The 24,515-nt window shown below is 72.2% G+C and carries 21 protein-coding genes; 13 read left to right on the forward strand and 8 right to left on the reverse strand.

The features are described 5' to 3' along the window. Positions 1 to 90: 90 nt before the first annotated feature. From H293_RS0101125 to H293_RS0101155, 7 genes are all read left to right on the forward strand, one after another. Positions 91 to 1,116 carry an MBL fold metallo-hydrolase gene (locus tag H293_RS0101125; RefSeq protein ID WP_020116043.1) on the forward strand — a complete coding sequence of 342 codons (1,026 nt, stop codon included), beginning with the start codon at positions 91 to 93 and terminating at the stop codon, positions 1,114 to 1,116. Between the two features lie 332 nt (positions 1,117 to 1,448). Further along, on the forward strand, positions 1,449 to 2,624 hold the full coding sequence (locus H293_RS0101130; RefSeq protein WP_020116044.1) for a prenyltransferase/squalene oxidase repeat-containing protein: 1,176 nt from the start codon (positions 1,449 to 1,451) through the stop codon (positions 2,622 to 2,624). Continuing rightward, a complete protein-coding gene (locus H293_RS0101135; RefSeq protein ID WP_020116045.1) occupies positions 2,621 to 3,268 on the forward strand; it encodes an SCO2322 family protein in 648 nt (215 codons plus the stop codon). The genes H293_RS0101130 and H293_RS0101135 overlap by 4 nt, the downstream gene beginning before the upstream one ends. Continuing rightward, positions 3,258 to 4,349 (forward strand): energy-coupling factor transporter transmembrane component T, encoded by a 1,092-nt coding sequence (locus H293_RS0101140; protein ID WP_020116046.1) that lies wholly within the window; start codon positions 3,258 to 3,260, stop codon positions 4,347 to 4,349. The genes H293_RS0101135 and H293_RS0101140 overlap by 11 nt, the downstream gene beginning before the upstream one ends. Then, entirely contained in the window at positions 4,346 to 6,076 is a 1,731-nt protein-coding gene (locus tag H293_RS0101145; RefSeq protein ID WP_020116047.1) for an ABC transporter ATP-binding protein, read from the forward strand. Before H293_RS0101140 ends, H293_RS0101145 begins: the two co-directional genes overlap by 4 nt. Next, a complete protein-coding gene (locus H293_RS0101150; RefSeq protein ID WP_020116048.1) occupies positions 6,073 to 6,936 on the forward strand; it encodes an ECF transporter S component in 864 nt (287 codons plus the stop codon). Before H293_RS0101145 ends, H293_RS0101150 begins: the two co-directional genes overlap by 4 nt. A 284-nt stretch (positions 6,937 to 7,220) precedes the next feature. Beyond that, complete coding sequence (locus tag H293_RS0101155; RefSeq protein ID WP_020116049.1) at positions 7,221 to 7,640, forward strand: aggregation-promoting factor C-terminal-like domain-containing protein; 420 nt, start codon at positions 7,221 to 7,223, stop codon at positions 7,638 to 7,640. A 12-nt stretch (positions 7,641 to 7,652) separates the two neighbouring features. Here the strand turns inward: H293_RS0101155 and H293_RS0101160 are convergent, their stop codons facing one another. Then, a complete protein-coding gene (locus tag H293_RS0101160) occupies positions 7,653 to 8,903 on the reverse strand; it encodes a hypothetical protein (RefSeq protein ID WP_020116050.1) in 1,251 nt (416 codons plus the stop codon). A 104-nt stretch (positions 8,904 to 9,007) separates the two neighbouring features. Here H293_RS0101160 and H293_RS0101165 point away from each other — a divergent pair, with 104 nt between their 5' ends. Next, positions 9,008 to 9,706: a YoaK family protein gene (locus tag H293_RS0101165; RefSeq protein ID WP_020116051.1), complete on the forward strand. Its 699-nt coding sequence runs from the start codon at positions 9,008 to 9,010 to the stop codon at positions 9,704 to 9,706. 25 nt (positions 9,707 to 9,731) lie between these two features. On the opposite strand, the gene H293_RS0101170 is transcribed toward H293_RS0101165, so the two are convergent. Further along, entirely contained in the window at positions 9,732 to 10,565 is an 834-nt protein-coding gene (locus H293_RS0101170) for an alpha/beta fold hydrolase (protein ID WP_020116052.1), read from the reverse strand. A gap of 105 nt (positions 10,566 to 10,670) precedes the next feature. Here H293_RS0101170 and H293_RS0101175 point away from each other — a divergent pair, with 105 nt between their 5' ends. After that, complete coding sequence (locus tag H293_RS0101175; RefSeq protein ID WP_020116053.1) at positions 10,671 to 12,923, forward strand: XRE family transcriptional regulator; 2,253 nt, start codon at positions 10,671 to 10,673, stop codon at positions 12,921 to 12,923. 41 nt (positions 12,924 to 12,964) lie between these two features. Here the strand turns inward: H293_RS0101175 and H293_RS0101180 are convergent, their stop codons facing one another. Further along, positions 12,965 to 14,134, reverse strand: coding sequence for a steroid 3-ketoacyl-CoA thiolase (locus tag H293_RS0101180; RefSeq protein WP_020116054.1), 1,170 nt, complete (start codon positions 14,132 to 14,134; stop codon positions 12,965 to 12,967). 250 nt (positions 14,135 to 14,384) lie between these two features. Between H293_RS0101180 and H293_RS0101185 the strand changes: the two genes are divergently transcribed. Continuing rightward, entirely contained in the window at positions 14,385 to 15,623 is a 1,239-nt protein-coding gene (locus tag H293_RS0101185) for a cytochrome P450 (protein WP_020116055.1), read from the forward strand. On the opposite strand, the gene H293_RS48890 is transcribed toward H293_RS0101185, so the two are convergent. Both H293_RS48890 and H293_RS0101195 read right to left on the reverse strand, forming a co-directional pair. Next, complete coding sequence (locus tag H293_RS48890) at positions 15,610 to 16,644, reverse strand: flavin-containing monooxygenase (protein WP_106968223.1); 1,035 nt, start codon at positions 16,642 to 16,644, stop codon at positions 15,610 to 15,612. The genes H293_RS0101185 and H293_RS48890 overlap by 14 nt on opposite strands. Positions 16,645 to 17,476: 832 nt before the next feature. Further along, positions 17,477 to 19,483: a bifunctional glycosyltransferase 87/phosphatase PAP2 family protein gene (locus H293_RS0101195; RefSeq protein ID WP_020116057.1), complete on the reverse strand. Its 2,007-nt coding sequence runs from the start codon at positions 19,481 to 19,483 to the stop codon at positions 17,477 to 17,479. 310 nt (positions 19,484 to 19,793) lie between these two features. Here H293_RS0101195 and proP point away from each other — a divergent pair, with 310 nt between their 5' ends. After that, entirely contained in the window at positions 19,794 to 21,158 is a 1,365-nt protein-coding gene (gene proP / locus H293_RS0101200) for a glycine betaine/L-proline transporter ProP (protein ID WP_020116058.1), read from the forward strand. A gap of 87 nt (positions 21,159 to 21,245) precedes the next feature. After that, complete coding sequence (locus H293_RS0101205) at positions 21,246 to 21,917, forward strand: O-methyltransferase (protein WP_020116059.1); 672 nt, start codon at positions 21,246 to 21,248, stop codon at positions 21,915 to 21,917. 11 nt (positions 21,918 to 21,928) lie between these two features. Here H293_RS0101205 and H293_RS0101210 read toward each other — a convergent pair whose 3' ends face one another. From H293_RS0101210 to H293_RS0101220, 3 genes are all read right to left on the reverse strand, one after another. After that, positions 21,929 to 22,321 carry a hypothetical protein gene (locus H293_RS0101210; RefSeq protein WP_020116060.1) on the reverse strand — a complete coding sequence of 131 codons (393 nt, stop codon included), beginning with the start codon at positions 22,319 to 22,321 and terminating at the stop codon, positions 21,929 to 21,931. Between the two features lie 157 nt (positions 22,322 to 22,478). Continuing rightward, complete coding sequence (locus H293_RS0101215; protein ID WP_020116061.1) at positions 22,479 to 23,096, reverse strand: hypothetical protein; 618 nt, start codon at positions 23,094 to 23,096, stop codon at positions 22,479 to 22,481. Positions 23,097 to 23,102: 6 nt separating this feature from the next. Continuing rightward, entirely contained in the window at positions 23,103 to 23,786 is a 684-nt protein-coding gene (locus H293_RS0101220; RefSeq protein ID WP_020116062.1) for a hypothetical protein, read from the reverse strand. 67 nt (positions 23,787 to 23,853) lie between these two features. Between H293_RS0101220 and H293_RS0101225 the strand changes: the two genes are divergently transcribed. Then, on the forward strand, positions 23,854 to 24,342 hold the full coding sequence (locus H293_RS0101225) for a GNAT family N-acetyltransferase (RefSeq protein ID WP_020116063.1): 489 nt from the start codon (positions 23,854 to 23,856) through the stop codon (positions 24,340 to 24,342). The last annotated feature ends 173 nt before the right edge of the window (positions 24,343 to 24,515 follow it).

Consider the following 24,515-nt stretch of genomic DNA (forward strand, 5'->3'; position numbering starts at 1 on the left):
CGGGCCGCGCACCACGGCTGTTGGTGACCTCGGGCTACCGTCGAAACCCGTTCTAGTTATAGTGCTGGGAACGCGGTGATTGGGGAACTCATGGCGCAGGTGCACGACCACGGCGGTGGCGTCCGGTCCATCCAGGTGCCCATCCCCGACAACCCCCTCGGCCACACGCTCGTGTACGTCGTCGACACCGACCGGGGGCCGGTGCTGGTCGACACCGGCTGGGACGACCCGGACTCCTGGGGCACCCTCGCCGAGGGGCTGACCGCGTGCGGGACCGACGTCGGCGAGATCCACGGCGTGGTCATCACCCACCACCACCCCGACCACCACGGCCTCTCCGGCAAGGTGCGGGAGGCCTCCGGTGCCTGGATCGCGATGCACGCGGCGGACTCCGCGATCGTGCGGCGCACGCGGGAGACCCGGGCCGAGCGCTGGTTCACCTACATGACGGCCAAGCTGGAGGCCGCCGGCGCCCCCGAGGAGCACGTGGCACCCCTGCGCACCGCGCGCCGCCGTGAACTCCCGGGCTTCTCCCCCGCGTTGCCCGACCGCGAGATCGTCCCCGGCGAACTCCTCGACCTCCGCGGCCGCAGACTCCGCGCGATCTGGACCCCGGGACACACGCCGGGCCATGTCTGCCTGCACCTGGAGGAGGAGCACCCGGCCCGGCTGCCGGGCCACGGACGGCTGTTCTCCGGCGATCATCTGCTCCCCGAGATCACCCCGCACATCGGCCTGTACGAGGACCCCGACGACGCCACCGTGACCGACCCCCTCGGCGACTACCTCGACTCCCTGGAACGCGTCGGCCGGCTCGCCCCCGCCGAGGTCCTCCCCGCCCACCAGTACGTCTTCACCGACGCGGGCGCCCGGGTGCGGGAGTTGCTGGCCCACCACGAGGAACGCCTCACCGACCTGCGCTCCCTCCTCGCCGAGCCCCTCACCCCCTGGCAGCTCGCCGTGCGCATGGAGTGGAACCGGCCCTGGGACCAGATCCCCTACGGATCACGGAACATCGCGGTCTCGGAGGCCGAGGCGCATCTGCGGCGGCTGGTGAAGCTGGGGCACGCGGAGGCGGTGACGGGGAGCGATCCGGTGACGTACGTGGCGGTCTGATCTGGACGAGGGGCGTCGCCGTCGCATCACGGGCGGCCCTCGGGCGCTTCCCTACGGGCGAGTACAGTAGCCAGGTCGTATCACACCCGTACGGGGAAAGCCGGTGCAATTCCGGCGCTGACCCTCCCCCAGTGCCCTAAGGGCCTGGGAGGTGCCCCCACCGTGAGCCACCCCCCGGGGCGGTGAGCCGGACTGCCCCGCACGGTTCGTGACCGGCTCGCGTGCATCGGCAACCGGCCGGTGTGCGGCACCGTCGAGGTATACGGAGCCGAGCCGCCCGGGGTCCTCCCGTGCTGCCCGGCTCTCCGCAGGGAGAAGGGCATCCGCCGATCATGAACGTCCGCCGCAGCGCCGCGGTCCTGGCCGCCACCGTCGTGATCGGCACGGCCACGCCCGCCGTCGCCGCCTCGCCGTCCCCGTCGCCGTCCCTGCCCTCGGGGCTGTACGGCAGCAGCGACCCCACGTACGACGGGGTATGGCGGCAGTCGCTCGCACTGATCGCCCTGTACCGAGCGCACGCGGAGCCCGCCGCCGAGGCCGTCGACTGGCTCGCCGGACAGCAGTGCCCGAGCGGTGCGTTCCCGGCGTTCCGCGCGAACCCGGCCAAGGCCTGCGACGCCAAGCTGATGGTCGACACCAACAGCACGGCTGTCGCCGCCCAGGCCCTGTCCGTGGTCGGCGGGCACGGCAGCGCGGTCACGAAGGCGGTGGCCTGGCTGAAGTCCGTCCAGAACAAGGACGGCGGCTGGGGCTTCGCCCCCGGCGGGGCCAGCGACGCCAACTCGACGTCGGTGGTGATCGGCGCGCTCATCACCCAGCACACCCGCGTCTCGACGATCCGCAACGGCGGGAAGTCGCCCTACGACGCCCTGCTGAAGCTGTCCCTGCCCTGTGCCGACGGGGGCGCCTTCGCCTACCAGCCGGACAAGAAGGGCAAGCTCAGGGCCAACGCGGACGCGACGGCGGCGGCGGTCGTCGCCGGGCGCGGAACGAACTTCGTGACGGCGCGGGCCGACACCGGCAGGGAGACCACCTGCGCCGACGCCCCGGACCTCACCCCTGCGCGGGCCGCGGCCAACGGAGCCTCCTTCCTCGCCGAGGCGGTCGCGAAGGACGGCTACCTGAAGTCCGTCCTCCCCGGCGCCGAGGACCAGCCCGACTACGGCAACACGGCGGACGCGGCCGTAGCCCTCGCAGCGCAGGGCGGTCCCGAGGCCGCGCGGAGGCCGCTGGCGTGGCTGGAGCGGAACTCCGCGAAGTGGGCCGCGCAGAGCGGCCCGGCGGCGTACGCCCAGCTGATCCTCGCCGCCGAGGCGAGCGGCGCCGACCCGGGCGACTTCGGCGGCACGGACCTGGTGAAGGAGCTCACCGCGACGGGACCGGCGCCGGTCACCGCGTCCCAGGACGACTCCGACAGCTCCGTGTGGTGGATGATCGGCGCGGGTCTCGCGGCCGGCGCGGGCATCGGCTTCCTGCTCAGCAGCCGCAACAAGAGGAAGCGGCCGTGATCCGACGGGCGGTCCTCCTCTCCCTCGTGGCGGGCGTCCTCCTGGCCACCGTGAGCCCGGCCCACGCCACCGGGTACCGCTACTGGTCCTTCTGGGACCGCACCGGCACGACCTGGTCCTACGCCACCCAGGGCCCCTCGACCGCGGTCCCCTCCGACGGAGACGTCCAGGGCTTCCGCTTCGCGGTGAGCGAGGACTCGTCGGACGCGACGAAGCCCCGCGGGTCGGCGTCGTTCACGGGGATCTGTGCGGACACGCCCGCGCGGGAAGGCCGTAAACGAGTGGCCCTGGTCCTCGACTTCGGTACGGCCGCGGACGCCCCGTCCGGCGAGACACCCCCGGCGGCCCGCACGGAGTGCGCGTCGGTCCCCCGGGACGCGAGCACGGCGGAGGCCCTGGCGTCGGTCGCCGAACCCCTCCGGTACGGCACGAACGCCCTGTTGTGCGCGGTGTCGGGGTATCCGGAGACGGGGTGCGGGGAGCCGGTCGCGGAGCACGCGGAGAACGCCGAGAAGGGGACCGCCGCGAAGAAGAGCGCGTCGGACTCCGGTCCGTCCGTGGGCCTGTTCGCGGGTCTGGCGGCGATCGTCCTGCTGGGTGCGGCTGCGGTGTGGCAGACGAGGCGGCGCAGGAATGCCCCGTAGCTCCTCTGTCCGGTCCGAGTCCCTGCACCCCGGCGCCTGGTGGCTCTGGGCCCTCTCCCTCGGGATCGCGGCCACCCGCACCACCAACCCCCTCCTCCTCGCCCTCCTCGTCGTCGTCTCCGCCTACGTGGTGGCGACCTGCCGCCGCCCGACCCCTTGGTCCCGCTCCTACACCGCGTTCCTCAGGCTCGCCCTCGCCGTGCTCCTCGTCCGCCTCCTCTTCGCGGTCGTCCTCGGCTCCCCCATCCCCGGCACCCATGTGCTCGTCACCCTCCCCGAACTCCCCCTGCCCGACTGGTCCCAGGGCATCCGCCTGGGTGGCAGGCTCACCGCGGAGGCCCTCGTCTTCGCGCTCTACGACGGCCTGAAACTGGCCACCCTCCTCGTCTGCGTCGGCGCGGCGAACGCCCTCGCCAACCCCCACCGGCTCCTCAAGTCCCTGCCCGGCGCCCTGTACGAACTCGGCGTGGCCGTGGTGGTGGCCCTCACCTTCGCCCCTCATCTCATCGCCGACGTGCAACGCCTGCGCGCCGCCCGCCGCCTCCGGGGCCGCCCGGACACCGGCATCCGCGGTCTCCTCCAGGTCGGACTCCCGGTCCTGGAGGGCGCGTTGGAACGCTCGGTCGCCCTGGCCGCTGCCATGGACGCCCGCGGTTACGGCCGTACCGCCGAGGTCCCGCCTCGCGTCCGCCGTACGACCACCGCGCTCACCCTCGGCGGCCTGCTCGGCGTCTGCGCGGGAACGTACGGACTCCTCACCGCCGAGGGCGGCACGTACGGCGTCCCCGTGCTCCTCGCCGGGCTCGCCGCCGCCCTCGCGGGTCTGCGTCTGGGCGGCCGCCGCACCCCGCGCACCCGATACCGCCCTGACCTCTGGACCACCCGGTCCCTCCTGGTCGCCGGTTCCGGCGCGGCCGTGGCGGCGGCGATGTTCCTCGCGAGCGTCGCCGACCCGGTCGCCCTGCACCCCGGCGTGGTGCCGCTCGTCGCCCCCGTCCTCCCCCTGTGGCCGGCCGCGGCGGTCCTCGTGGGCCTGCTGCCGGCCTTCCTCGCCCCCGCCCCCAAGGAGCCGTCGTCGTGATCCGCTTCGAGGATGTCTCCGTGACCTACGACGGCGCGTCCGAACCGACCGTCCAGGGCATCGACTTCGAGGTGCCCGAGGGTGAACTCGTCCTGCTCGTGGGCCCGTCGGGGGTGGGCAAGTCCACGGTCCTCGGCGCGGTCGGCGGGCTCGTCCCGCACTTCACCGGCGGCACCCTGCGCGGCCGGGTCACGGTGGCCGGCCGCGACACCCGCACCCACAAACCCCGCGAACTGGCCGACGTGGTCGGCACGGTGGGCCAGGACCCGCTGTCCCACTTCGTGACGGACTCCGTGGAGGACGAACTCGCCTACGGAATGGAGTCGTTGGGCCTGCCGCCGGCGGTGATGCGCCGCCGGGTGGAGGAGACCCTGGACCTGCTGGGCCTGGCTCCGCTGCGCGACCGCCCGCTGGCCACGCTCTCCGGGGGCCAGCAGCAGCGCGTGGCGATCGGCTCGGTCCTCACCCCGCACCCCGAGGTCCTGGTCCTGGACGAACCGACCTCGGCCCTGGACCCCGCGGCGGCGGAGGAGGTCCTGGCCGTCCTCCAGCGTCTGGTCCACGACCTGGGCACCACGGTCCTCATGGCCGAACACCGCCTGGAACGCGTCATCCAGTACGCCGACCAGGTGGCCCTCCTGCCGGCCCCGGGCGCACCCCTGCGGGTGGGCACACCGGCCGAGATGATGGCCGTGTCCCCGGTGTACCCCCCGGTGGTGGACCTGGGCCGCCTGGCGGGCTGGACCCCGCTGCCTCTGACGGTGCGCGACGCCCGCCGCCGGGCGGGGGACCTGAGGGAGCGGCTGGCCGTACATGTACCGACGGACAACGCACCCGCGGCCGCCGACGGCGGGACCGCCCCACCGGGGCCACCCGCACCCGACCACGAAAGCGAAACGGGTGGTGCGGGTGGGAACCCCGGAACGCCCCGCCGAAGGCGGGCGTTCCGCAACCGCTCCACCCCACAGGCGGCACCAAACCTCGCCGACGTCACCGCCCTCTCCGTCCGCCGAGCCCACGTCCAGGCCCTGCGCCACATCGACCTCACCATCACCCCCGGCGAGACCATCGCCCTCATGGGCCGCAACGGCGCCGGAAAGTCCACGCTCCTCAACACCTTGGTCGGTCTCGTGGCGCCCTCCGCCGGGACCGTCCAGGTCGGCGGCGCCGAGCCCCACCGCATCACCCCGCGCGACCTCGTCCGCCGAGTCGGGCTCGTCCCCCAGGAACCCCGCGACCTCCTCTACGCCGACACGGTCGCCGCCGAGTGCCGGGCCGCCGACACCGACGCCCACGCGGCCCCCGGCACCTGCCGCGCTCTCGTCACCGACCTGCTCCCGGGCGTGACCGACGACACCCACCCCCGCGACCTGTCCGAAGGCCAGCGCCTCGCGCTCGCCCTCGCCGTGGTCCTGACCGCCCGGCCGCCGCTGCTGCTCCTCGACGAGCCGACCCGAGGCCTGGACTACGCGGCGAAGGCCCGTCTCGTCCGCCTGCTCGGAGAACTCGCCGCCGCCGGTCACGCGATCATGCTGGCCACCCATGACGTGGAACTCGCCGCCGAGCTCGCCCACCGGGTGATCCTGCTGGCCGAGGGCGAGGTGATCGCCGACGGCCCGGCGACGGACGTCATCACGTCCTCCCCCTCCTTCGCCCCGCAGGTCAGCAAGATCCTCGCCCCACAGCGCTGGCTCACCGTCGCCGAGGTGCGGAAGGCCCTGTCATGACCCGGGACCCCGTCACGACCCGCGACCCCGTCGTGCCCCGGACTCCCGTCAGGACCCGAGCCGTCCACCTCGGCCCCCGCTCCGTCCTCACCCTCACCCTGGTCAGCGCCGTGGGTGTCGCCGCCTTCGGCTGGCCCTTCCTCGCCCCGCCCGCCTCCCAGGTCGGCGCTCACGCCCAGGACGCCCCCTGGCTCTTCGCCGGGCTGCTGGTCCTCCTCGTCGCGGTGGTCGCCGCGGCGCTAGCGGAGTCGGGGCTGGGCCCCAAGGCGGTGGCGATGCTCGGCGTGCTCGCCGCGACCGGCGCCGCGCTCCGGCCGATCGGCGCGGGCACCGCGGGCATCGAGCCGATGTTCTTCCTGATGGTGCTCAGCGGCCGCGTCCTCGGCCCGGGCTTCGGCTTCGCGCTCGGCAACGTCACGATGTTCGCGTCCGCCCTGCTCACAGGCGGGGTGGGGCCGTGGATGCCGTTCCAGATGCTGGCGATGGGCTGGTTCACGATGGGCGCGGGCCTGCTGCCGGTGCCCGCCCGCGCGCGGGGCCGAACGGAGGTCCGGCTTCTGGCCGCCTACGGCTTCTTCGCCGCCTTCGCCTACGGCACGGCCATGAACATGGCCGGCTGGCCCTTCCTGGGCGCCCTCGCCTCGGACATCGCCTTCGACCCGCACGCCGGTGTCCCCGCCAACCTGGCCCGATTCGTCGCGTACTGCCTGGCCACGTCCGTCGGCTGGGACCTCGGGCGGGCCGTGGTGACCGTGGTCCTGACGCTCACCCTCGGGCCGGCCCTCCTCAGGGCGCTGCGCCGGGCCACCCGCCGCGCGGCCTTCGAGGCCCAGGTCACATTCGAGGCGCCCGAGCGGTGAAGCGCCCCACATGACCCAGCTCACCTACTAAGGGGAACAGTAGGAACATTTCCGACATAACGCCCATCGCGCACGCCCTCTGACCTGCGCTTTGAGAGCCGGATCACATAGGCTGCCTTTCCCGGCGATTCGACCACAACTAGTAAAAGGGGTCATTGCGGACGCCGTCCGAGCCTGTTTCTGTGGACGACGTCGCACGGCGCCGACAAGCCCACGGGCCTCGGCGCCGACGCATGTCCCCCGGGCAGCGAGCGACACCACCGTCCCCGAAGAAAAGGTTCCTCGTGTCCGTCTCCCGCTTCGCCCGCCGCATCGCTTCCCCGAAGAAGGCCATCACCACCGTCGCGATGGCCGCCGCCACCGCCGGCCTGGTCCTGACCGCGGCGCCGGCCCAGGCGGCCACGACCAACTCCTCCGCCCAGGCCAAGGCCATCGCGCACAAGATGATCCCGAACGCCGCGCAGTACAACGCGTTCAGCAGGATCGTCGAGCACGAGAGCGGCTGGGACGTCAACGCCACCAACTCCTCCTCCGGCGCCTACGGCCTGGTCCAGGCCCTGCCCGGCTCCAAGATGGCCTCCGCCGGCTCCGACTGGAAGACCAACGCCAAGACCCAGATCAAGTGGGGCCTGGACTACATGAACTCCCGCTACGGCAGCCCGACCGCCGCCTGGGCCTTCTGGCAGGCCAACGGCTGGTACTGAGCCGCCGCGCGGTCACGGCCGTACGCCGTCGAAGAACCGCACCACCTGGGGGGCCGACACCAGGACCGACCCGAAGTGGTCCACGGCCCCCTGATCGACCACCCGCACCCTCGCTCCCTGACCTGCGAGGGTGCGGGCGCATGTCCGGGTGTTGCCGAGGGGCACGTCGGTGTCCCCGGCGGCTGCGTACAGCCGTACCGGCACGTCCGGCTTCCAGTCGCAGGTGTGGTCTGCGGTCCGCATGGCCTCCAGCACGGCGCCGGACGGGTGCCGCAGCCGCTGGTAGAAGGCGGGCGTGAGCAGCTGTTTCACCGAGGGCGCGAGTCCCCTGACGACGTCCTCCTGCTCGTGACTCCCGTCGAGCAGGCTCTCCACCCGGCTCGCGTACGGCGCGCGGAAGGCCTCGGACGCGTCCTTGTAGAGGGGGTGCAGGCGGCTCTGGGCGACCAGCCAGTACGCGATGTACAGCACCCCGCTGGTGTCGTTGACCCGGCCGTCGAACAGCGCGGGCATCTCCTGGCCCTCCAGGTCGTACGGGCCGCTGACCGGTGCGAGGGCCACCAGCCGGAAGTGCCGGTCGGCGCCCGCCCGAAGGGCCTTCCCGAGCGCCATCGCGACCTGGCCGCCCTGCGAGAAGCCCGTCGCGTACACCGCGCCGGTCAGCGGGCGGCCGAGCCGTTCCGCGGCCGTCCGCGCCGCGCGCAGCATGTCGACTGAGGCGGTCACGGACGAGGCGGTGTCCATGTACGGATGCGGACCCGGCCCCTTGCCGAGACCGAGGTAGTCGGGGGCGGCGACCGCGCGGCCCGCGGCCGCGTTGACGTACGACGGCACCCGCCCGAAGTCCTCGCTCACCGAGGGCGCGTAGTCGCGGTCGACCATCGTGCCGTGGGTGTCGGAGACCAGGTCGAGGCGGTGGCCGCCGCGCTTGGGCAGCGTCAGCAGCCCGGTCGCGGTGGTGGGTTCGCCGTACGGGTCGACGGTCCGGTACGTCAGCCGGTACGCCCGTAAGCCGTACCGCACCCCGTCGGCGTCGACGTCCCACCCGCTCAGGAACGACCTGACCTGCCCGGCGTCCCGGTCGGCGACCGGCGTGACGGCGACCAGGTCACCGCGTCGGGTCTGCTGCGTCCGCTCGCCTGCGGCCGCTGCCACCGGGGCCACCGCGAGCCCGGCGAGCAGCAGGGCCGCCGCCGCGGCGAGTCCCCTCCGCGTGCGCCGGCCCGCCCGCTGTCCATGAGATGTGCGCGTGTCGTCACTCATGTCCTCGACGCTACGGACGCGCAGGTCACCCCCGACATCCGAGAGTCCCCCGCATCCGTGGTGGACTTGGGTGCACCCCGACCGTCCGGCCGTCCGGAGACCCGATGAGCGAACAGAGCGGCGCCGACACGCAGGCAGCCCGCGATCCCGAGGCGCGCGGGCTGCGCCTGGTGGTCGTGCTGCTGGGGCTGACGGTGGTCAGCGGACTGATCGACGCCGTCAGCTATCTCGGCCTCGAACACGTCTTCACCGCGAACATGACCGGCAACGTGGTGGTGCTCGGATTCGCCGCGGCCGGGGCCCCCGGCTTCTCGGTGGAGCACACGCTGACCTCGCTGGTGTCCTTCCTGGTGGGCGCGATCGCGGGTGGCCGGGTCGCCGTACGGCTCGGCTCCGGCTCCCGCCGCACCTGGGCCTGCCTCACGCTCGGCGCCGAGGCGGTGCTTCTGGGGATCTCGGCCGTGGTCGCCTTCGCCGCGCCCGGCGCCACGGCCACCGCCTACACCCTCATCGCCGTCACGGCGTTCGCCATGGGCCTGCGCAACGCCACGGTCCGCAAGCTCGGCGTCCCTGACCTGACGACGACCGTGCTGACCATGACGCTGACCGGCCTCGCAGCCGACTCCCGGGCCGGCGGCGGCCCCGGCACCCGCTCCCCCCGGCGCACGGCGTCCGTGGTCGCGATGGTCGCCGGGGCCGGGATCGGCGCGTGGCTGGTGCTCCACCACGGCCTCGGGATTCCGCTGGCCGTCGCGGCGGGGCTGGTGGCCCTGCTCGCGGTGACCGCGTCGGGGCGCGAGTGACCCCTTTTTCTGGAGCTACCAGGAGCTACTTGGCCAGGAAGGCCAGCAGCGCCGAGGTGACCTCCTCCGCGTGGGTCCACAGCAGCCCGTGCGGCGCGCCCTCGATCTCGACGTACTCGGCGGACGGCAGCAGCGCGTGGAACGGCCGTCCGGTCGCGTCGATCGGCAGGATGCGGTCGCCGGTGCCGTGCAGGATCAGCGCCGGTACGTCGATCTTCGCCACGTCGGCCCGGAAGTCGGTGATCCAGGTCGGCACGCAGACCACCGAGGCGTGCGCCGAGGCACCCGCCGCCACGTTCCAGCTGCCCCGGACGGCCGCTTCGCTGATCCGGCTGCCGAGCGTCTCGTCCAGGTTGTAGAAGTCCTGGTAGAAGGCGTCGAAGTAGGCGTAACGGTCCTTCGTCACGGCCTCCAGGATTCCGTCGAACACCGACTGGTCCACGCCCGTCGGGTTGTCGTCGGTCTTCAGCAGGAAGGGCTCCAGGGAGGCCAGGAAGGCCGCCTTCGCGACCCGGCCCGAGCCGTAGGTGCCCAGGTAGCGGCCCACCTCGCCGGTGCCCATCGAGAAGCCGACGAGGACCGCGTCGGTCAGGTCCAGGGTGGTGAGGACCTTGTCGAGGTCGGCGGCGAAGGTGTCGTAGTCGTAGCCGGTGGTGGGCTGCGAGGAGCGGCCGAAGCCGCGGCGGTCGTAGGTGATGACCCGGTGGCCGGCCTCGAGCAGCGCGGGGAGCTGCTTCTCCCACGAGTGGCCGTCGAGCGGGTAGCCGTGGATCAGCACGACGGGCTGTCCGGTGCCGTGGTCCTCGTAGTAGAGCTCGATCGGCGCGCTGTTCTCCGCGCCAACGGTGATGTACGGCATGTCGGTTCTTCCTCCTTGGACGGGGAGTCCAGCTCACCAGCGGCGGCCGGTTCGCGCCAGGCAGAAACACAGGCGGAAGTAGGAAGCGCTGTTCTAATTGTCCTGATGACCAGGCACACTTCTCCTCCCTCGACCCCCTTCGGCGGCACCCTCCGCTCCCTGCGCCGGGCTGCCCGGCTGACCCTGGAGGAGCTCTCCGAGGCCTCCGGAGTCAGCGTCCGCGCGCTCGGTGACCTGGAGCGCGGTCGCAGCCGCGGGCCGCAGCGCCGTACCGTCGACGCCCTCGCCGCGGCCCTCGGGCTCGACGACGAGCAGCGCGAGCGCCTGCAGCGACTGGCCGACGCCGGCCGGGAACGCGGCGGGGCGCCGACACCGCCGTATCTCCTGCGGACCGTCCCGGACTTCACCGGCCGGGAGCAGGAGCTTGCGGAGCTGGAGTCCCTGGGCACCGGCACCCGTACGCGTGCCGTGGTGCTCTTCGGGCCGGGCGGACAGGGCAAGACCACGCTCGCCGCGGAAGCGCTGCGCCGCCTTTCCGGCTCCTTCCCGGACGGCTGTGTCTGCGTCCAGCTGCACGGCATGAGCGACTCCCCGCTGCCGGCCGACGAGGCACTGGTCCTCCTACTGACGGCGCTCGGTCTCCCGCCGGATCGGATACCGGTCGACCCCGCGGCCCGCGAGGCCGCCTACCGGGCCACGCTCGCCACCCGCCGCGCCCTGGTCGTCCTCGACGACGCGGCCGACGAGGCGCAGACCAGACCGCTGCTGCCGGACGCCGAAGGCAGTCTGGTGCTGGTCACCAGCAGGCGTCCGCTGGCCGGTCTCGAAGGGGTACGGCGGATCCGGCTCGGCGGGCTCAGCGGCGGCGAGTCGGCGACGCTCCTGGAGCGGATCCTGGGCACCCCGCGCGTCCACGGGCAGTCCGAGTCGGTCACCCGGCTGACCGAGCTGTGCGGGCATCTCCCCCTGGCCCTGCGGATCGTCGGCAACCGTCTCTCCAGCCGCCCCAGTTGGACCCCGGCCCACCTGGTGGGCCAACTCGCCGACGAGGGAGGCAGGCTGAGCGGACTGGTCGCGGGCGACCTCGCCGTACGCAGCGCCCTGACCCTCTCCTACGGCCAACTCACCCAGCCGCACCGGCTGTTGCTGCGCCGACTCTCCCTCGCACCCGGCCACGACACCGGCCCCGACCTCGCCGCCGTACTGACCGACGAGGATCCACTCACCACCGAGGACTCCCTCGACCTGCTGGTCGACCGGGGCCTGCTGGAGGAGTCCACGCCCGGCCGGTACGCCCCGCACGATCTCGTACGGCTCTTCGCGCGGGAGCAACTCGGCGCCGAGGAACCGGAGTCGGTGACCCGGGAGGTGCGGCGGCGCATGGCGGACTGGCTGTTGCGGTCGGCCTCCGCCGCGGGCCGCCGGTTCGAGGCACCCGGCGCGCCGGAGCCCTGGCCGGGCGAACCCGCCCCCGTCACCCCCGGGTCCGCCGAGGAGGCGGAGGAGTGGCTCACCGCCGAGCGCTCCAACTGGGCGGGCGCCCTGCCCCTGATGTTCGCGGCGGACCGGCACCAGGAGATCCTGCACGCCTCGCGCACCCTGTACTGGTTCTCCGACCGCTGGTGCCTGTGGCCCGAGTGGCGGACCCTCTTCTCCCACGGTGCCCGGTCAGCCGCCGCCCTCGGGGACCGGGCGGCCGGGGCCCACCAGCTCAACTGTCTCGCCTGGGCCCACTCGGTCGGCGCGAGCCGGTTCGAGGAGGCCGAGCAACTCGCCCGCCAGGCACTGGAGTTGGCCTCGGAGACCGGTGACCTGGACCAGCAGGCCTGGGCGTGGTCGTACATCAGCGGGGCCTGCATGGGCCAGGGCCGGCCCGCGGAGGCGGCGGAGGCGGCCGCCCGGGCCACCCACCTCTTCGACACCACCGGGGACTCCACCGGCAAGGCCGTCTCCCAACGCGTCCTCGGCACCGCCCTGCGCGAGTCAGGCCACGCCGAGGAGGCACTGGCCCTGCACCGGGCCCTGCTCGGCACCCGGCCCGGGGACGTGCCCGGCCTGAACGAGTTCGTCGAGGCGCTGCTGCGCTGCGAGACGGCCCGGGATCTGCTGGCCCTGGAACGCTGGTCCGAGGCTGCGGAGACCTTCCGGACCGTCGGCACCCCCCTCGACCACGCCGGCATCGACCGTCTGCGCGCCCACACCTCCCTCGGCCTCGCCACGGCCCTGGAGCACTGCGGCGACCCCGCCGAGGCCCGCGAGCTCTTCGTCCGGGCCCGCGACCTGTACACGGCGTTCGGCGACACGGCGTACGCGGCGGAGGCGAGAGCGGGGGTCGAGCGCCTCGGACACATCGACTGAGACGCGGCACCGCGAGACCCTCACCCTCCTCGACTGGACGCCTACAGCCGCTGGATGATCGTCCCCGTCGCCAGCGCCCCGCCCGCGCACATCGTGATCAGCGCGAACTCCTTGTCCGTGCGCTCCAGTTCATGCAGGGCCGTCGTGATGAGCCGGGCCCCGGTGGCCCCCACCGGGTGCCCGAGCGCGATCGCGCCGCCGTTGACGTTGACCTTCTCCAGGTCCTGTTCGAAGACCTGGGCCCAGCTCAACACCACGGATGCGAAAGCCTCGTTGATCTCGACGAGGTCGATGTCCTTGAGGGACATGCCCGCCTTGCCGAGGACCGCGCGGGTCGCGTCGACGGGACCGTCGAGGTGGAAGTGCGGGTCGGCACCGACCAGCGCCTGTGCCACGATGCGGGCCCGCGGCCTCAGCTTCAGCGCTCGCGCCATCCGCTTGGACGCCCACATGATCGCCGCGGCGCCGTCGCTGATCTGGGACGAGTTGCCCGCCGTGTGGATCGCCGTCGGCATGACCGGCTTCAGGCCCGCCAGCGCCTCCATGGACGTGTCGCGCAGCCCCTCGTCCCGGTCGACGAGCCGCCACATGCCCTGCCCGGCCCGCTGTTCGTCCTCGGTGGTCGGTACCTGGACGGCGAACGTCTCCCGCTTGAAGCGCTCCTCGGCCCAGGCGATGGCCGCCCGCTCCTGGGAGATCAGGCCGAGCGAGTCGACGTTCTCGCGGGTCAACCCCCGGCGCCGCGCGATCCGTTCGGCCGCCTCGAACTGGTTGGGCAGGTCGACGTTCCACTCGTCCGGGAAGGGTTTGCCCGGCCCGTGCTTCGATCCCGAGCCCAGCGGCACCCGGGACATCGCCTCGACACCGCAGCTGATGCCGACGTCGATGACCCCGGCCGCGACCATGTTGGCGACCATGTGGGAGGCCTGCTGCGAGGAGCCGCACTGGCAGTCGACCGTCGTCGCAGCGGTCTCGTACGGCAGCCCGACGGTCAGCCAGGCGGTGCGCGCGGGGTTCATGGACTGCTCGCCGGCGTGGGTGACCGTGCCGCCGACGATCTGTTCCACCGCGTCGGCGGGGATGCCGGCACGGCCGAGGAGTTCTCGGTAGGTCTCGCCCAGCAGATAGGCGGGATGCAGATTGGCGAGCGCGCCGCCGCGCCTGCCGATGGGGGTACGGACGGCTTCGACGATCACGGGTTCGGCGGCCATGGGTGCGGGTCCTCTCCTCCGAACGGATCCATGGAACTTCCGTAGAACACGGAACACACGCAGAACTAGTACGTGTTCTACTTCGCGCTGCTTTGCAGTCTGCTGACGAGCCGCCCGCCACCGCAAGGGTCGTGCACACAATTGGCGGCTCCTTAGCCCTTGCCTCTTGTAGAACCCGTTACTACCTTCACGGCAGCTCTGTTCCTGATGGGCCGTCAGAAAGTTGTCCAACGGCTGGAGTGAGTTGCCGATGTCGTGTCCAGCGCTTCCCGACGGGTTCGACTTCACCGACCCCGATCTACTGCAAAGCCGCGTACCGCTGCCGGAGTTCGCCGAACTGCGCCGGGCCGAACCGGTGCGCTGGATCCCCCAGCCGGGCAATGTCGCCGGCTTCCAGGACGAGGGGTACTGGGCGGTCACCCGGCACGCGGACGTCAAGTACGTCTCCACGCACCCGGAGATCTTCTCGTCGTACCTCAACACGGCGATCATCCGCTTCAACGAACGCATCGAGCGCGACGCGATCGACGCGCAGCGGCTGATCCTGCTCAACATGGACCCGCCGGAGCACACCAGGGTCCGCGGAATCGTCCAACGGGTGTTCACCCCGCGGGCCATCCGCGCCCTGGAGGAACGCCTGCGCAACCGCGCCCACGCGATCGTCGAGAGCGCGTCCGCCCTGCCCGGCGGCTCCTTCGACTTCGTCACCCAGGTCGCCTGCGAACTGCCCCTGCAGGCCATCGCCGAGCTCATCGGCATCCCGCAGGACGACCGGGCGAAGATCTTCGACTGGTCCAACAAGATGATCTCGTACGACGATCCGGAGTACGCGATCAGCGAGCAGGTCGGCCAGGAGTCGGCCATGGAGGTCATCGCCTACGCGATGAACATGGCGGCCGACCGCAAGCAGTGCCCGGCCAAGGACATCGTCACGACCCTGGTGGCCGCGGAGGACGAGGGCAACCTCAACTCCGACGAGTTCGGCTTCTTCGTGCTGATGCTGGCGGTGGCGGGCAACGAGACGACCCGCAACGCCATCACCCACGGCATGCACGCCTTCCTCACGCACCCCGACCAGTGGGAGCTGTACAAGGCCGAGCGCCCCTCGACGGCGGCGGAGGAGATCGTCCGCTGGGCGGCCCCGGTCAACGCCTTCCAGCGCACCGCCACCCAGGACACGGAACTCGGCGGCAAGCAGATCAAGAAGGGCGACCGGGTGGGCATCTTCTACGCCGCCGCCAATCACGACCCCGAGGTCTTCGAGAACCCGGACGTCTTCGACATCACCCGCGATCCCAACCCACACCTCGGCTTCGGCGGCGGAGGCCCGCACTACTGCCTCGGCAAGTCCCTGGCGATCCTGGAGATCGACCTGATCTTCAACGCCATCGCCGACGCCATGCCGAACCTCCGCGCGACCGGCGACCCACGCCGCCTGCGCTCGGCGTGGGTCAACGGCGTCAAGGAGCTGCGGGTCACGCTGGGCTGACCCCTGTTCCGGCGCTGCGGGCCGACGGCTTCCGCGAGCTGTCGGCCCGTTCCGCCACGGAGGCCCGGCCGGTCCGCCCCGCCAGATGCCGCACGACGAACTCCGCGTCCCGCCCCACGCCCTGGATCATCGACGAGGCCATCGCGTACTGGAACAGCCGCCCCACGAAATACAGCCCCGACCGCCCCTCGACGACCCCGCGCCGCTGCACCGGCTCCCCGTCCCCGTCGAACACGTCCAGGTCGATCCACGAGACGTCCGGCCGGAACCCGGTGCACCACAGCACGTTGGCCCCTTTTGGCCGGGTGCCGTCGGCCAACTCCACCCGTCCGTCGCGCACTCCGGCCGTACGCGCCACCCGCTCCACCCCGGCCGCCTTCAGGTCCCTCGACTTGACCCGGATCAGCGGCGCGCTGTGCGCGAGCACCCTGGGCCGCGTCTTCCGCCCCATCGGCGTCCGTACGGTGAACACGTGCCGGAAGAGGAAGAACAGCACTGGTGTCAGCGCCCGGGACACCCGCCGCTCGATCCGCCAGGGGATCTGCCCCGGATGCGGCCCGGACAGCAGGACGCGCCGCGACGCCGACAGCTCCAGCGCGATGTCCGCCCCCGAGTTCCCGGCCCCGACGACCAGCACCGGCCCGTCGAGCAGCTGACCCGGACCGCGGTAGGAGACGGCAGGCAACTGCCGTACTTCCGGGTCGAGTTCGGCCGCGAAGTCCGGCACCTTGGGCAGCCGGTCGTATCCGGCCGCGATCACCACGTTGTCGGCTGTGTACGCCGGTGCCCCGTCCGTCTCGACGACATACCGTGTCCCGTCGTACGACAGCCTCCGCACCCGCACCCCGGTCCGCACCGGCAGCTCCGCCCAGGCCGCGTACGCCTGGAGGTAGTCGGCGAACTCGGCCCGGGTCGGGAACGCCCAGCCGTCCCCGGGGTACGACAGTCCCGGCAGCCCGTCGAAGCGGGCGGGGCTGAACAGCCGCAGCGAGTCCCACCGCTCCCGCCAGCAGTCGCCGATCCGCTCGCCAGTCGCCGCCGAGCTGGAGGAGGGCCGCCCGGTGCACCCGGCACAGTCCCCGGTAGGCGCCGGAGAAGTCGGGCTGGGCGGCGCACCACTCGGCGAGGGCCTCGCTCCACTCCTGGGCGCGGCGCAGTTCCTGGAGGTCCTGGCAGGTGCCGATGACGACGCAGTAGACCATCCCGGTCATCCGGGCCGACATCGCCCCTTCGGCCACCGCCACCATCGCCTCGTCCAGCTGGGCGAGCCCCGCCGCGGTCTCCCCGTTGCTCACCAGGGCGAGTCCCAGCGTCATCGCCGTGCCGGCCACGAGATCGGCGTCCGCCCCTGGCCCAACGGCATCGGCCAGCCGCCGGGCGACGTCGGTCATCGGCCCGTGCTCACCGGCCCGGAAGTGCAGCTCGGCCTCCAGCATGAGCAGATAGGCGCACTCCTGACAGCCGGGATCGCTCTGCGCCAGCCGTCGGGCCCGCCCCAGCCAGGCTCCCGACTGCGCGAACTCCCCACCCCGGGCCAGCCCCTTGCACAACCAGTAGGCACACCGCAGAGCCGCACCCACGGCGCCTTCCTCGGCGTACGCGCTGAAGGCCCGCCGCAGCAGCACGATCGTCGCGTCCCCGTGCCCCAGCATGTCCGCGGCCTCGGCCAGCGCTTCGACGTCCCCGGCATCGAGCGGCCGTACGGCGTCGGCGGCCCCGAGCAGCGCATGGGCCTCACTCCAGGCCTGCCGCCGCCCGGCGTCCCGCCCTTCGGCCAGCTCCGGTTCCACGAGCCCATTGCACCGCGCCGAACCGTCACTGTCATCCGGCAGCACCCCTCGGGGGCGGGGGACTCACCGCTTCACGAGCGCCCGCTCCTCATCGGCCTCCGCCGCCACACGCACCACCCGAGCCCGCGGCCCCTGGAACAGATACGACAACCCGAACCCGCCGGCGACAACGGCCGCCCCACCCACCGCGTCCAGCACCCAGTGGTTCCCCGTGGCCACGATCGCCGAGACGGTGAACAGCGGGTGCAGCAGTCCGAGCCCCTTCATCCACCACCGGGGCGCGATGATCGCGATGACGACCCCGCACCACAGCGACCACCCGAAGTGCAGCGAGGGCATCGCCGCGTACTGGTTGGTCAGCGCGGTCAGGGTCCCGTAGTCCGGCTTGGAGAAGTCCTGCACGCCGTGCACGGTGTCGATGACTCCGAGCGCCGGCATCAGCCGTGGCGGGGCGAGCGGATAGAGCCAGAACCCGACGAGGGCCAGCAGCGTCGCGAACCCGAGCGAGGCCCGGGCCCACCGGTAGTCCACCGGGCGCCGCCAGTACAGAACGGCCAGCACGCTCAGCGGGACCACGAAGTGGAAGGACTCGTAGTACTGGTCGAAGAAGTTCCGCAGCCAGTCGACCTTGACGACCGCGTGGTTGGCCCAGTGCTCGATGTCGATGTGCAGCAGCCGCTCCAGATCGAGGACCTGCTGCCCGTGCTGCTCGGCGGTGGCCCGCCCCGCGGAGCTGCTGCCGCCGGTCGCCGCGAGTCTGACCTGCTGGTAGGCGGCGTACGTGACCCGGATCAGCAGGAGTTCGAGGAGCAGGTTCGGACGCGTCAGCACCCGCCGCAGGAACGGCAGCAGCGGCACGTGCCGGAACCGGGCGGGCACCTGAGGGGCGTACTGCGTGGGGATCGGTGTCCGGTAGTACGGCGAGGTGCGCGACAGGAAGGGGATCGCCGTGGCGGCGGCGAGCGCGGCCAGCAGCACCATGTTGTCCCGCAGGGGGTACAGCGTCGCGATGTGCGGCAGCAGCATCTTCGTCGGCAGGGTCATCACCACGACGACGGCGACGGGCCACACGTACCGGTCGGAGGCCCGCTTGCCGACCCGCCCGACGACCGCGAGCAGCACCCACAGCAGCTGGTGCTGCCAGGTGGTCGGCGAGACCGCGATCGCCGCGCAGCCGGTGATCGCGACGGCGAGCAGCAGCTGGCCGTCGCGGGCGTAGCGCACGGCCCGGCGCACGCCCAGCGCGGCGACGGCCGCGCCGAGCGCCAGGAAGAGGGTGATCTCCAGCGGTCCTGCCACGCCCAGGCGCAGCAGCAGGCCGTGCAGGGACTGGTTGGCGAGGTCGTCGGCGGGACCACCGAGACCGGTGCCCGCGATGTGGTGCACCCAGTAGGTGTACGAGTCGTGCGGCAGCGCGGCCCAGGCGAGCGCGGTGCCGGCGGCGAAGGCCGCGGCCGCGGTGAGGGCGCCCCGGCGGCGGCCGGTGAACCAGAGCAGGGCCGCGAAGAGCAGGACCGCGGGCTGGAGGGCGGCGGCGAGCCCGATGAGCAGACCGCTGACCCGCTCACCGCGGACGGCGAAGCAGGCGACGAGGACCAGCAGGACCGGGATGATGCTGGTCTGCCCGAGGTAGAGCGTGTTGCGCACGGGCAGCGACAGCATCAGGAGGCTGATCGCGACCGGCGCGGCGAGCAGCGAGGTGCGGCGGCCGACCGGCTGGGGCAGCGCGCGGGCGGCGACGAGACCGAGGGCGACGACCAGGAGCAGGGTGCCGAAGGTCCAGCCCCAGCCGAGCGCCTGTTCGGCGGCGCGGGTGAGCGGCTTCAGGACAAGTCCCCCGAACGGGGTACCGGTGAACTGCGTCGAGTCGTACAGCGACCCCTTCACATGCAGGACACCGTCCGGGCCGACCCAGGTCTCCAGGTCCGTCAGCCGCTCACCTCTGGGGGTACGCAGGACCACGGCCACCTCGCGCAGGGCGAGGACGGCCGCCACCAGCCACAGGGCGAGCCTGGCCGCACGCACCCGCGCCTGGACCTCGGTGGTCCCACTGTGCTCCGCATTCGCCACGCCGCGTCGGCCTCTCGTCCCGTTCGTGCCATGCGTCCGTGAAGAAGGACGCAGGCCACCCCGGCTTCACCTGACGTCCGCTTCGTTTTGTCCGAATGACGATAGTCCGCCCCGGCGGCCATCGCGCAGCTGGACGCGAGATGGATCACATGCGCTCGGGGAAGGCGCCTTGCCGACCAGGCACGGGGTACCTGCATACGGCACGTTTATGTACGCTCCGCGACCGGACCCGCGCGGCACGTAAGCCCGGCAAGTCCGCCTATGGTCGCTTTTTGCCCTTGTCCCCGTCGAAAGGCAGGCGAGCGAAGTTTTGCCGAGTGCCTCCGCCCTCTCTCACCCCGTCCGCACCCCTCACGACCCCGGCGCCTCCGAGGCCGTGGCCGTCGACCCGGCCCTCGTGAAGCGTGCCGTGAAGGCCGCCGCGCTGGGCAACGCCATGGAGTGGTTCGACTTCGGGGTCTACAGCTACATCGCCGTCACGCTGGGCAAGGTCTTCTTCCCGTCCGGCAATCCCACCGCCCAGCTCCTGTCGACGTTCGGCGCCTTCGCCGCGGCCTTCCTGGTCCGCCCCCTCGGCGGCCTGGTCTTCGGCCCGCTGGGCGACCGCGTGGGCCGCCAGAAGGTCCTCGCCGTGACCATGATCATGATGGCGGCCGGCACCTTCGCCATCGGCCTGATCCCGTCGTACGCCACGATCGGCGTCGGCGCCCCGCTGCTGCTCCTGGCCGCCCGCCTGGTCCAGGGCTTCTCGACCGGCGGCGAGTACGCGGGCGCGTCCACCTTCATCGCCGAGTACTCCCCCGACAAGAAGCGCGGCTTCCTCGGCAGCTGGCTGGAGTTCGGCACGCTCGCCGGATACATCGCCGGCGCGGGCCTGGTCACGCTGATGACGGCCCTGCTGTCCACCGAGGACCTGGTGTCCTGGGGCTGGCGGATCCCGTTCCTGATCGCGGGCCCGATGGGCGTCATCGGCCTCTATCTGCGGCTGCGCCTGGAGGAGACCCCGGCGTTCACGGCCGAGACCGAGAAGGCCGAGTCCGCCCGCCGGAAGGTCCCGCTGCGCGAGATGATCACCGGCCAGTGGCAGGCCCTGCTGCTGTGCGTGGGCCTGGTCCTGGTCTTCAACGTCACCGACTACATGCTGCTGTCGTACATGCCGAGCTATCTGACCAGCGAGCTCAAGTACGACGAGACGCACGGCCTGCTGGTCGTCCTCGCCGTGATGGCCCTGATGATGGTCGTCCAGCCCTTCGCGGGCGCCCTGAGCGACCGGATCGGCCGCCGCCCGGTGATCGCCGCCGGCTGCGCGGGCTTCCTGCTCCTGTCCGTCCCGGCCCTGCTGCTGATCCGCCAGGGCAGCCTGTTCGCGATCGCGCTCGGCATGGGCGCGCTGGGCCTGCTCCTGGTGTGCTTCACGGCGGCGATGCCGTCGGCCCTCCCGGCGCTCTTCCCGACCCGGGTGCGCTACGGCTCCCTGTCGGTCGGCTTCAACGTCTCGGTGTCCCTCTTCGGCGGTACGACCCCGCTGGTGGTGACCGCGCTGATCGGCGCGACCGGGAACATGATGATGCCCGCCTACTACATGATGGCCGCGGCCGTCGTCGGCGGTGTGGCCGTGTGGTTCATGACGGAGTCGGCGGGCCGTCCGCTGCCCGGCTCACCGGCTCAGCGGTAATTCCCCTGACAGGAGTCGGGAGCACGCCTATATTCATTAGCGCAACTAGTTAGCTGACCTAACTAGGCATATGAAAGGCATAGGTGTATGAGCGAGTCGCAGTTCTGGGACGACGTCGACGACTACTTCACCGCCCACCTCGCCCCGGAGGACGAAGCACTCCGGGCGGCCTTGCGCGACAGCGAGGCCGCCGGTCTCCCGGCCATCGCCGTCACGGCGCCGCAGGGCAAGCTCCTCCAGCTCCTGGCCCAGATCCAGGGCGCCCGCACGATCCTGGAGCTCGGCACGCTCGGCGGCTACAGCACGATCTGGCTGGCCCGCGCACTGCCCGCCGACGGCCGCCTGGTCTCGCTGGAGTACAGCCCGAAGAACGCCGAGGTCGCGAACCGCAACCTCGCCCGCGCGGGCCTCGACAAGGTCGTCGAGGTACGCGTCGGCCCCGCCCTGGAGTCCCTCCCCCGGCTGGCCGACGAGAACCCGCCCCCCTTCGACCTGGTCTTCATCGACGCCGACAAGGCCAACAACCCGCACTACGTGGAGTGGGCCCTCAAACTCACCGGCCCGGGCAGCCTGATCGTGGTGGACAACGTCGTACGGGGCGGCCGGGTGGCCGACCCCGACAACCCCGCCCCCGACGTCCGGGGCACCCGCACCGCGCTCGAACTGATGGGACAGCACCCGAGGTTGAGTTCCACGGCGATCCAGACGGTGGGCAGCAAGGGCTACGACGGCTTCGCGCTGGCGCGCGTACTGCCGTAACCCTTTGACGATCAAACCTCGTGGTAGAACCCGACGTTGACACTGCGCGGGGCGGTGCGGTCGCGGATGACGATCTCGCCGTTGCCGCCCCGGGGCAGCGTCACGGAGCCGCCGTAGACCAGCGGCTGCGCGTAGGCCCCGGCCACCAGTTGCACCTCGGACGAGGGATCGGGCTGCGAGCCCTGGAGCCAGGTCACCTGCCAGACACCCTCGGGCCCGCACAGGAACTCCAGGTGCACCCGGGAGACGAACAGCCAGTCGTCGGGGGTCGCGAGCCGGCACACGGACTTGTCCCGGCCCACCCGCAGCACGGTGCCCGGGTCACTGGGCGCGTCGGCCATCTGCATTCCGGCCGTGGCACCCTCCTCCGCCGCGGTGACGACGGCCATGGTGAGTTCGAGCACGTGCGCTCCTCCTGGAAGGTCCTTGCGCGGCAACCACGTCGGCTCGCCGCCGCCGCATGATAAATCGCCCGGCACGGCGGTGTCCGGCACAAGGCACGCAAGACCGGCCCGCCCCCCGACTTCGGGCGACAGGCCGGTCGTACGGACGGACGGGACGTCAGCTGTGCAACAGCCGCTCCGTCAGCTCGCGATAGTCCCGCAGCGCCAGCCGCAGTTGCTCGGTGTCGCCGGCGCTCACGGCCTTGTTCTGGCCGCCGTCGCCGGTCTGCCAGGAGTTGCGCAGGGTGCGCCGACGCTGCTTCACGGCATCGGCGAACCGGGCGGCGGCCTCCTCCAGCACGTGGTCGGCCTCCTCGACGGCGGACCGGGGTTCGTCGACGAACCCGGCGACGGCGTGCTGGAGCCGCGCGCTGAGCTTGTCGCACTCGTCGTGCGGCAGCAGCCGGGCCTCATGACGACCGGCGTGGCCTTCACGGCCAGTGCCCCCGCCCACACCCGTACCGACACCGCCGACGGCGTCGGCGGAACCGGTCCCGCGGCCGAACGCCTTGTCACGGCCGACGACGGAGTCCCCGCCGAAGCCGCTCTCGTCACCACGCCGCTCGGCGCCGGTGGTGCCCGCCGGACGTCCCTCCTGGTCCAGTTCGGGAGCCTCGCTCCCGGTGGGGGTCACCAGGGGGCTGTGCGAACCCGCGGGGTCGTCGCCCGTACCCCTGCCGGTCCGCCCCTCACCCCGGGCACCCTCGGCCCCCGGCCTGCTCGTGGCATCCGTCATGTCAGCTCAACTCCCCTTCGCGTGACGCCTGTTGAATGCCCACGGCAGATGTCCCCGGCTGTCGTCGCGACCGTCGCGGGGCTGACCGGCGCGCGCATGGGACTCGCCGGTGGGTGTACGGGACTCCTCGCGGCGCCGCGCCGGGCCGACAAGGTCCTCGAAGAGGGCCCGTGCCTCGACCATGGCCGCGCGCATGTCCTCCGTGTCCGTGCGCCCGTCGCCGTCCTGCCGGGCACTCGCCACCACGTGTACCCGCCGGTAGCCGTGCACATGGTCCGCGTGGTGCACGGACAGCGCGTTGAACTGTTCCTCGTACTGCCCGCCGTCCGGGAAGCCCCGGGCCTTGGCGAGCTCGGCGAGCAGCCGGTCCGCCTCGGCGACGGCCTCCCGAGGAGAGTCGACGAAGCGTTCCTGGGCGGCCGTCCAGCGGTCCTCGTACCGCTGACGCTCCGCCGGTTCGAGTGGCTGCTCGCGCAGGGATCCATGCCGCTCCACGCGTTCGGCGAGTTCGCGCTCGGCGGCCTTCTCGTCCCCGTTGTGCCGGGCCACGGCACGGTCGTATTCGGGCCCGAAGCGCCGCTTCAGGCCCCGGCCGTGCTGCGAGCCCCGGCCACGCAGGGTCAGGACGGCCGCCACAACGAGGACGGCCGCCACGATCACGATCAGAGCGATGATCAGGCCTGTTGACATGTCTGCCGGGTTGCCCTGAACCCTATATTCAAACCGTCTCCGCATATGTGTACGCGACAATCCAGCCATGACCTGGACCATCACTCCGGAACATCCCGCCTCCCCCACGGCAGCGGAACTCTGGCGCGCCTACTACACAGAGGTCAGCGACCGCTATTACCTCCTCCACGAGAACCGCAGAACGGACCCGGCCGAGCTGGAGAGGGAGGTGGCGAAACAGACCGGAAGCGAACTGACCCCTCCGACAGGCCAGTTGCTGGTGGCCAGATACGCGGGGGAACCGGCCGGCACAGCCGGTATACGCCTGCGCCCCGACGGAAGCGCCGAGCTCACCCGGGTCTACCTGCGCGAGGAACTGCGCGGCAAGGGCGGCGCACCCCTCCTCGTCGCAGCGGCGGAGTCCGCGGCCCGAGCCCTGGGCGCGACCCGCCTGGTCCTGGAAACCCGCAAGGACCTGGCCGAGGCCCTGACCCTGTACGCGAGGCTCGGCTACGCGGAGACAGAGCCCTACAGCGACGACATCTACGCGGACCACACCCTGGCAAAGCCCTTGTAGCCACGACGGCCCGCAAGCCGCGTACGGCGGGCAGGGGACGGGGTGGGGGGTGTCCGCCCGCAGCGGCCGGCGTCCGTTACAGAGCCCTACTCAAAGGAACCGAGCCGCCGGACCGAGGACGGATACCCCCCACCCCGGCCCCGACCCCAAACCACACCCCACGCGCTACCCAA

The organism is Streptomyces canus 299MFChir4.1, from assembly GCF_000383615.1.
GTDB classification, from domain to species: domain Bacteria; phylum Actinomycetota; class Actinomycetes; order Streptomycetales; family Streptomycetaceae; genus Streptomyces; species Streptomyces canus_C.

Bases quoted from the DNA above. Each gene is read 5' to 3' on its own strand.
- H293_RS0101175 (WP_020116053.1), top strand. From the start codon at position 10,671: ATGACCAGGCACACTTCTCCTCCCTCGACCCCCTTCGGCGGCACCCTC.
- H293_RS0101140 (WP_020116046.1), top strand. From the start codon at position 3,258: ATGCCCCGTAGCTCCTCTGTCCGGTCCGAGTCCCTGCACCCCGGCGCC.
- H293_RS0101150 (WP_020116048.1), top strand. From the start codon at position 6,073: ATGACCCGGGACCCCGTCACGACCCGCGACCCCGTCGTGCCCCGGACT.
- H293_RS0101215 (WP_020116061.1), bottom strand. From the start codon at position 23,096: ATGACGGATGCCACGAGCAGGCCGGGGGCCGAGGGTGCCCGGGGTGAG.
- H293_RS0101180 (WP_020116054.1), bottom strand. From the start codon at position 14,134: ATGGCCGCCGAACCCGTGATCGTCGAAGCCGTCCGTACCCCCATCGGC.
- H293_RS0101130 (WP_020116044.1), top strand. From the start codon at position 1,449: ATGAACGTCCGCCGCAGCGCCGCGGTCCTGGCCGCCACCGTCGTGATC.
- H293_RS0101220 (WP_020116062.1), bottom strand. From the start codon at position 23,786: ATGTCAACAGGCCTGATCATCGCTCTGATCGTGATCGTGGCGGCCGTC.
- H293_RS0101205 (WP_020116059.1), top strand. From the start codon at position 21,246: ATGAGCGAGTCGCAGTTCTGGGACGACGTCGACGACTACTTCACCGCC.
- H293_RS0101225 (WP_020116063.1), top strand. From the start codon at position 23,854: ATGACCTGGACCATCACTCCGGAACATCCCGCCTCCCCCACGGCAGCG.
- H293_RS0101160 (WP_020116050.1), bottom strand. From the start codon at position 8,903: ATGAGTGACGACACGCGCACATCTCATGGACAGCGGGCGGGCCGGCGC.
- H293_RS0101125 (WP_020116043.1), top strand. From the start codon at position 91: ATGGCGCAGGTGCACGACCACGGCGGTGGCGTCCGGTCCATCCAGGTG.
- H293_RS0101165 (WP_020116051.1), top strand. From the start codon at position 9,008: ATGAGCGAACAGAGCGGCGCCGACACGCAGGCAGCCCGCGATCCCGAG.
- H293_RS0101185 (WP_020116055.1), top strand. From the start codon at position 14,385: ATGTCGTGTCCAGCGCTTCCCGACGGGTTCGACTTCACCGACCCCGAT.
- H293_RS0101170 (WP_020116052.1), bottom strand. From the start codon at position 10,565: ATGCCGTACATCACCGTTGGCGCGGAGAACAGCGCGCCGATCGAGCTC.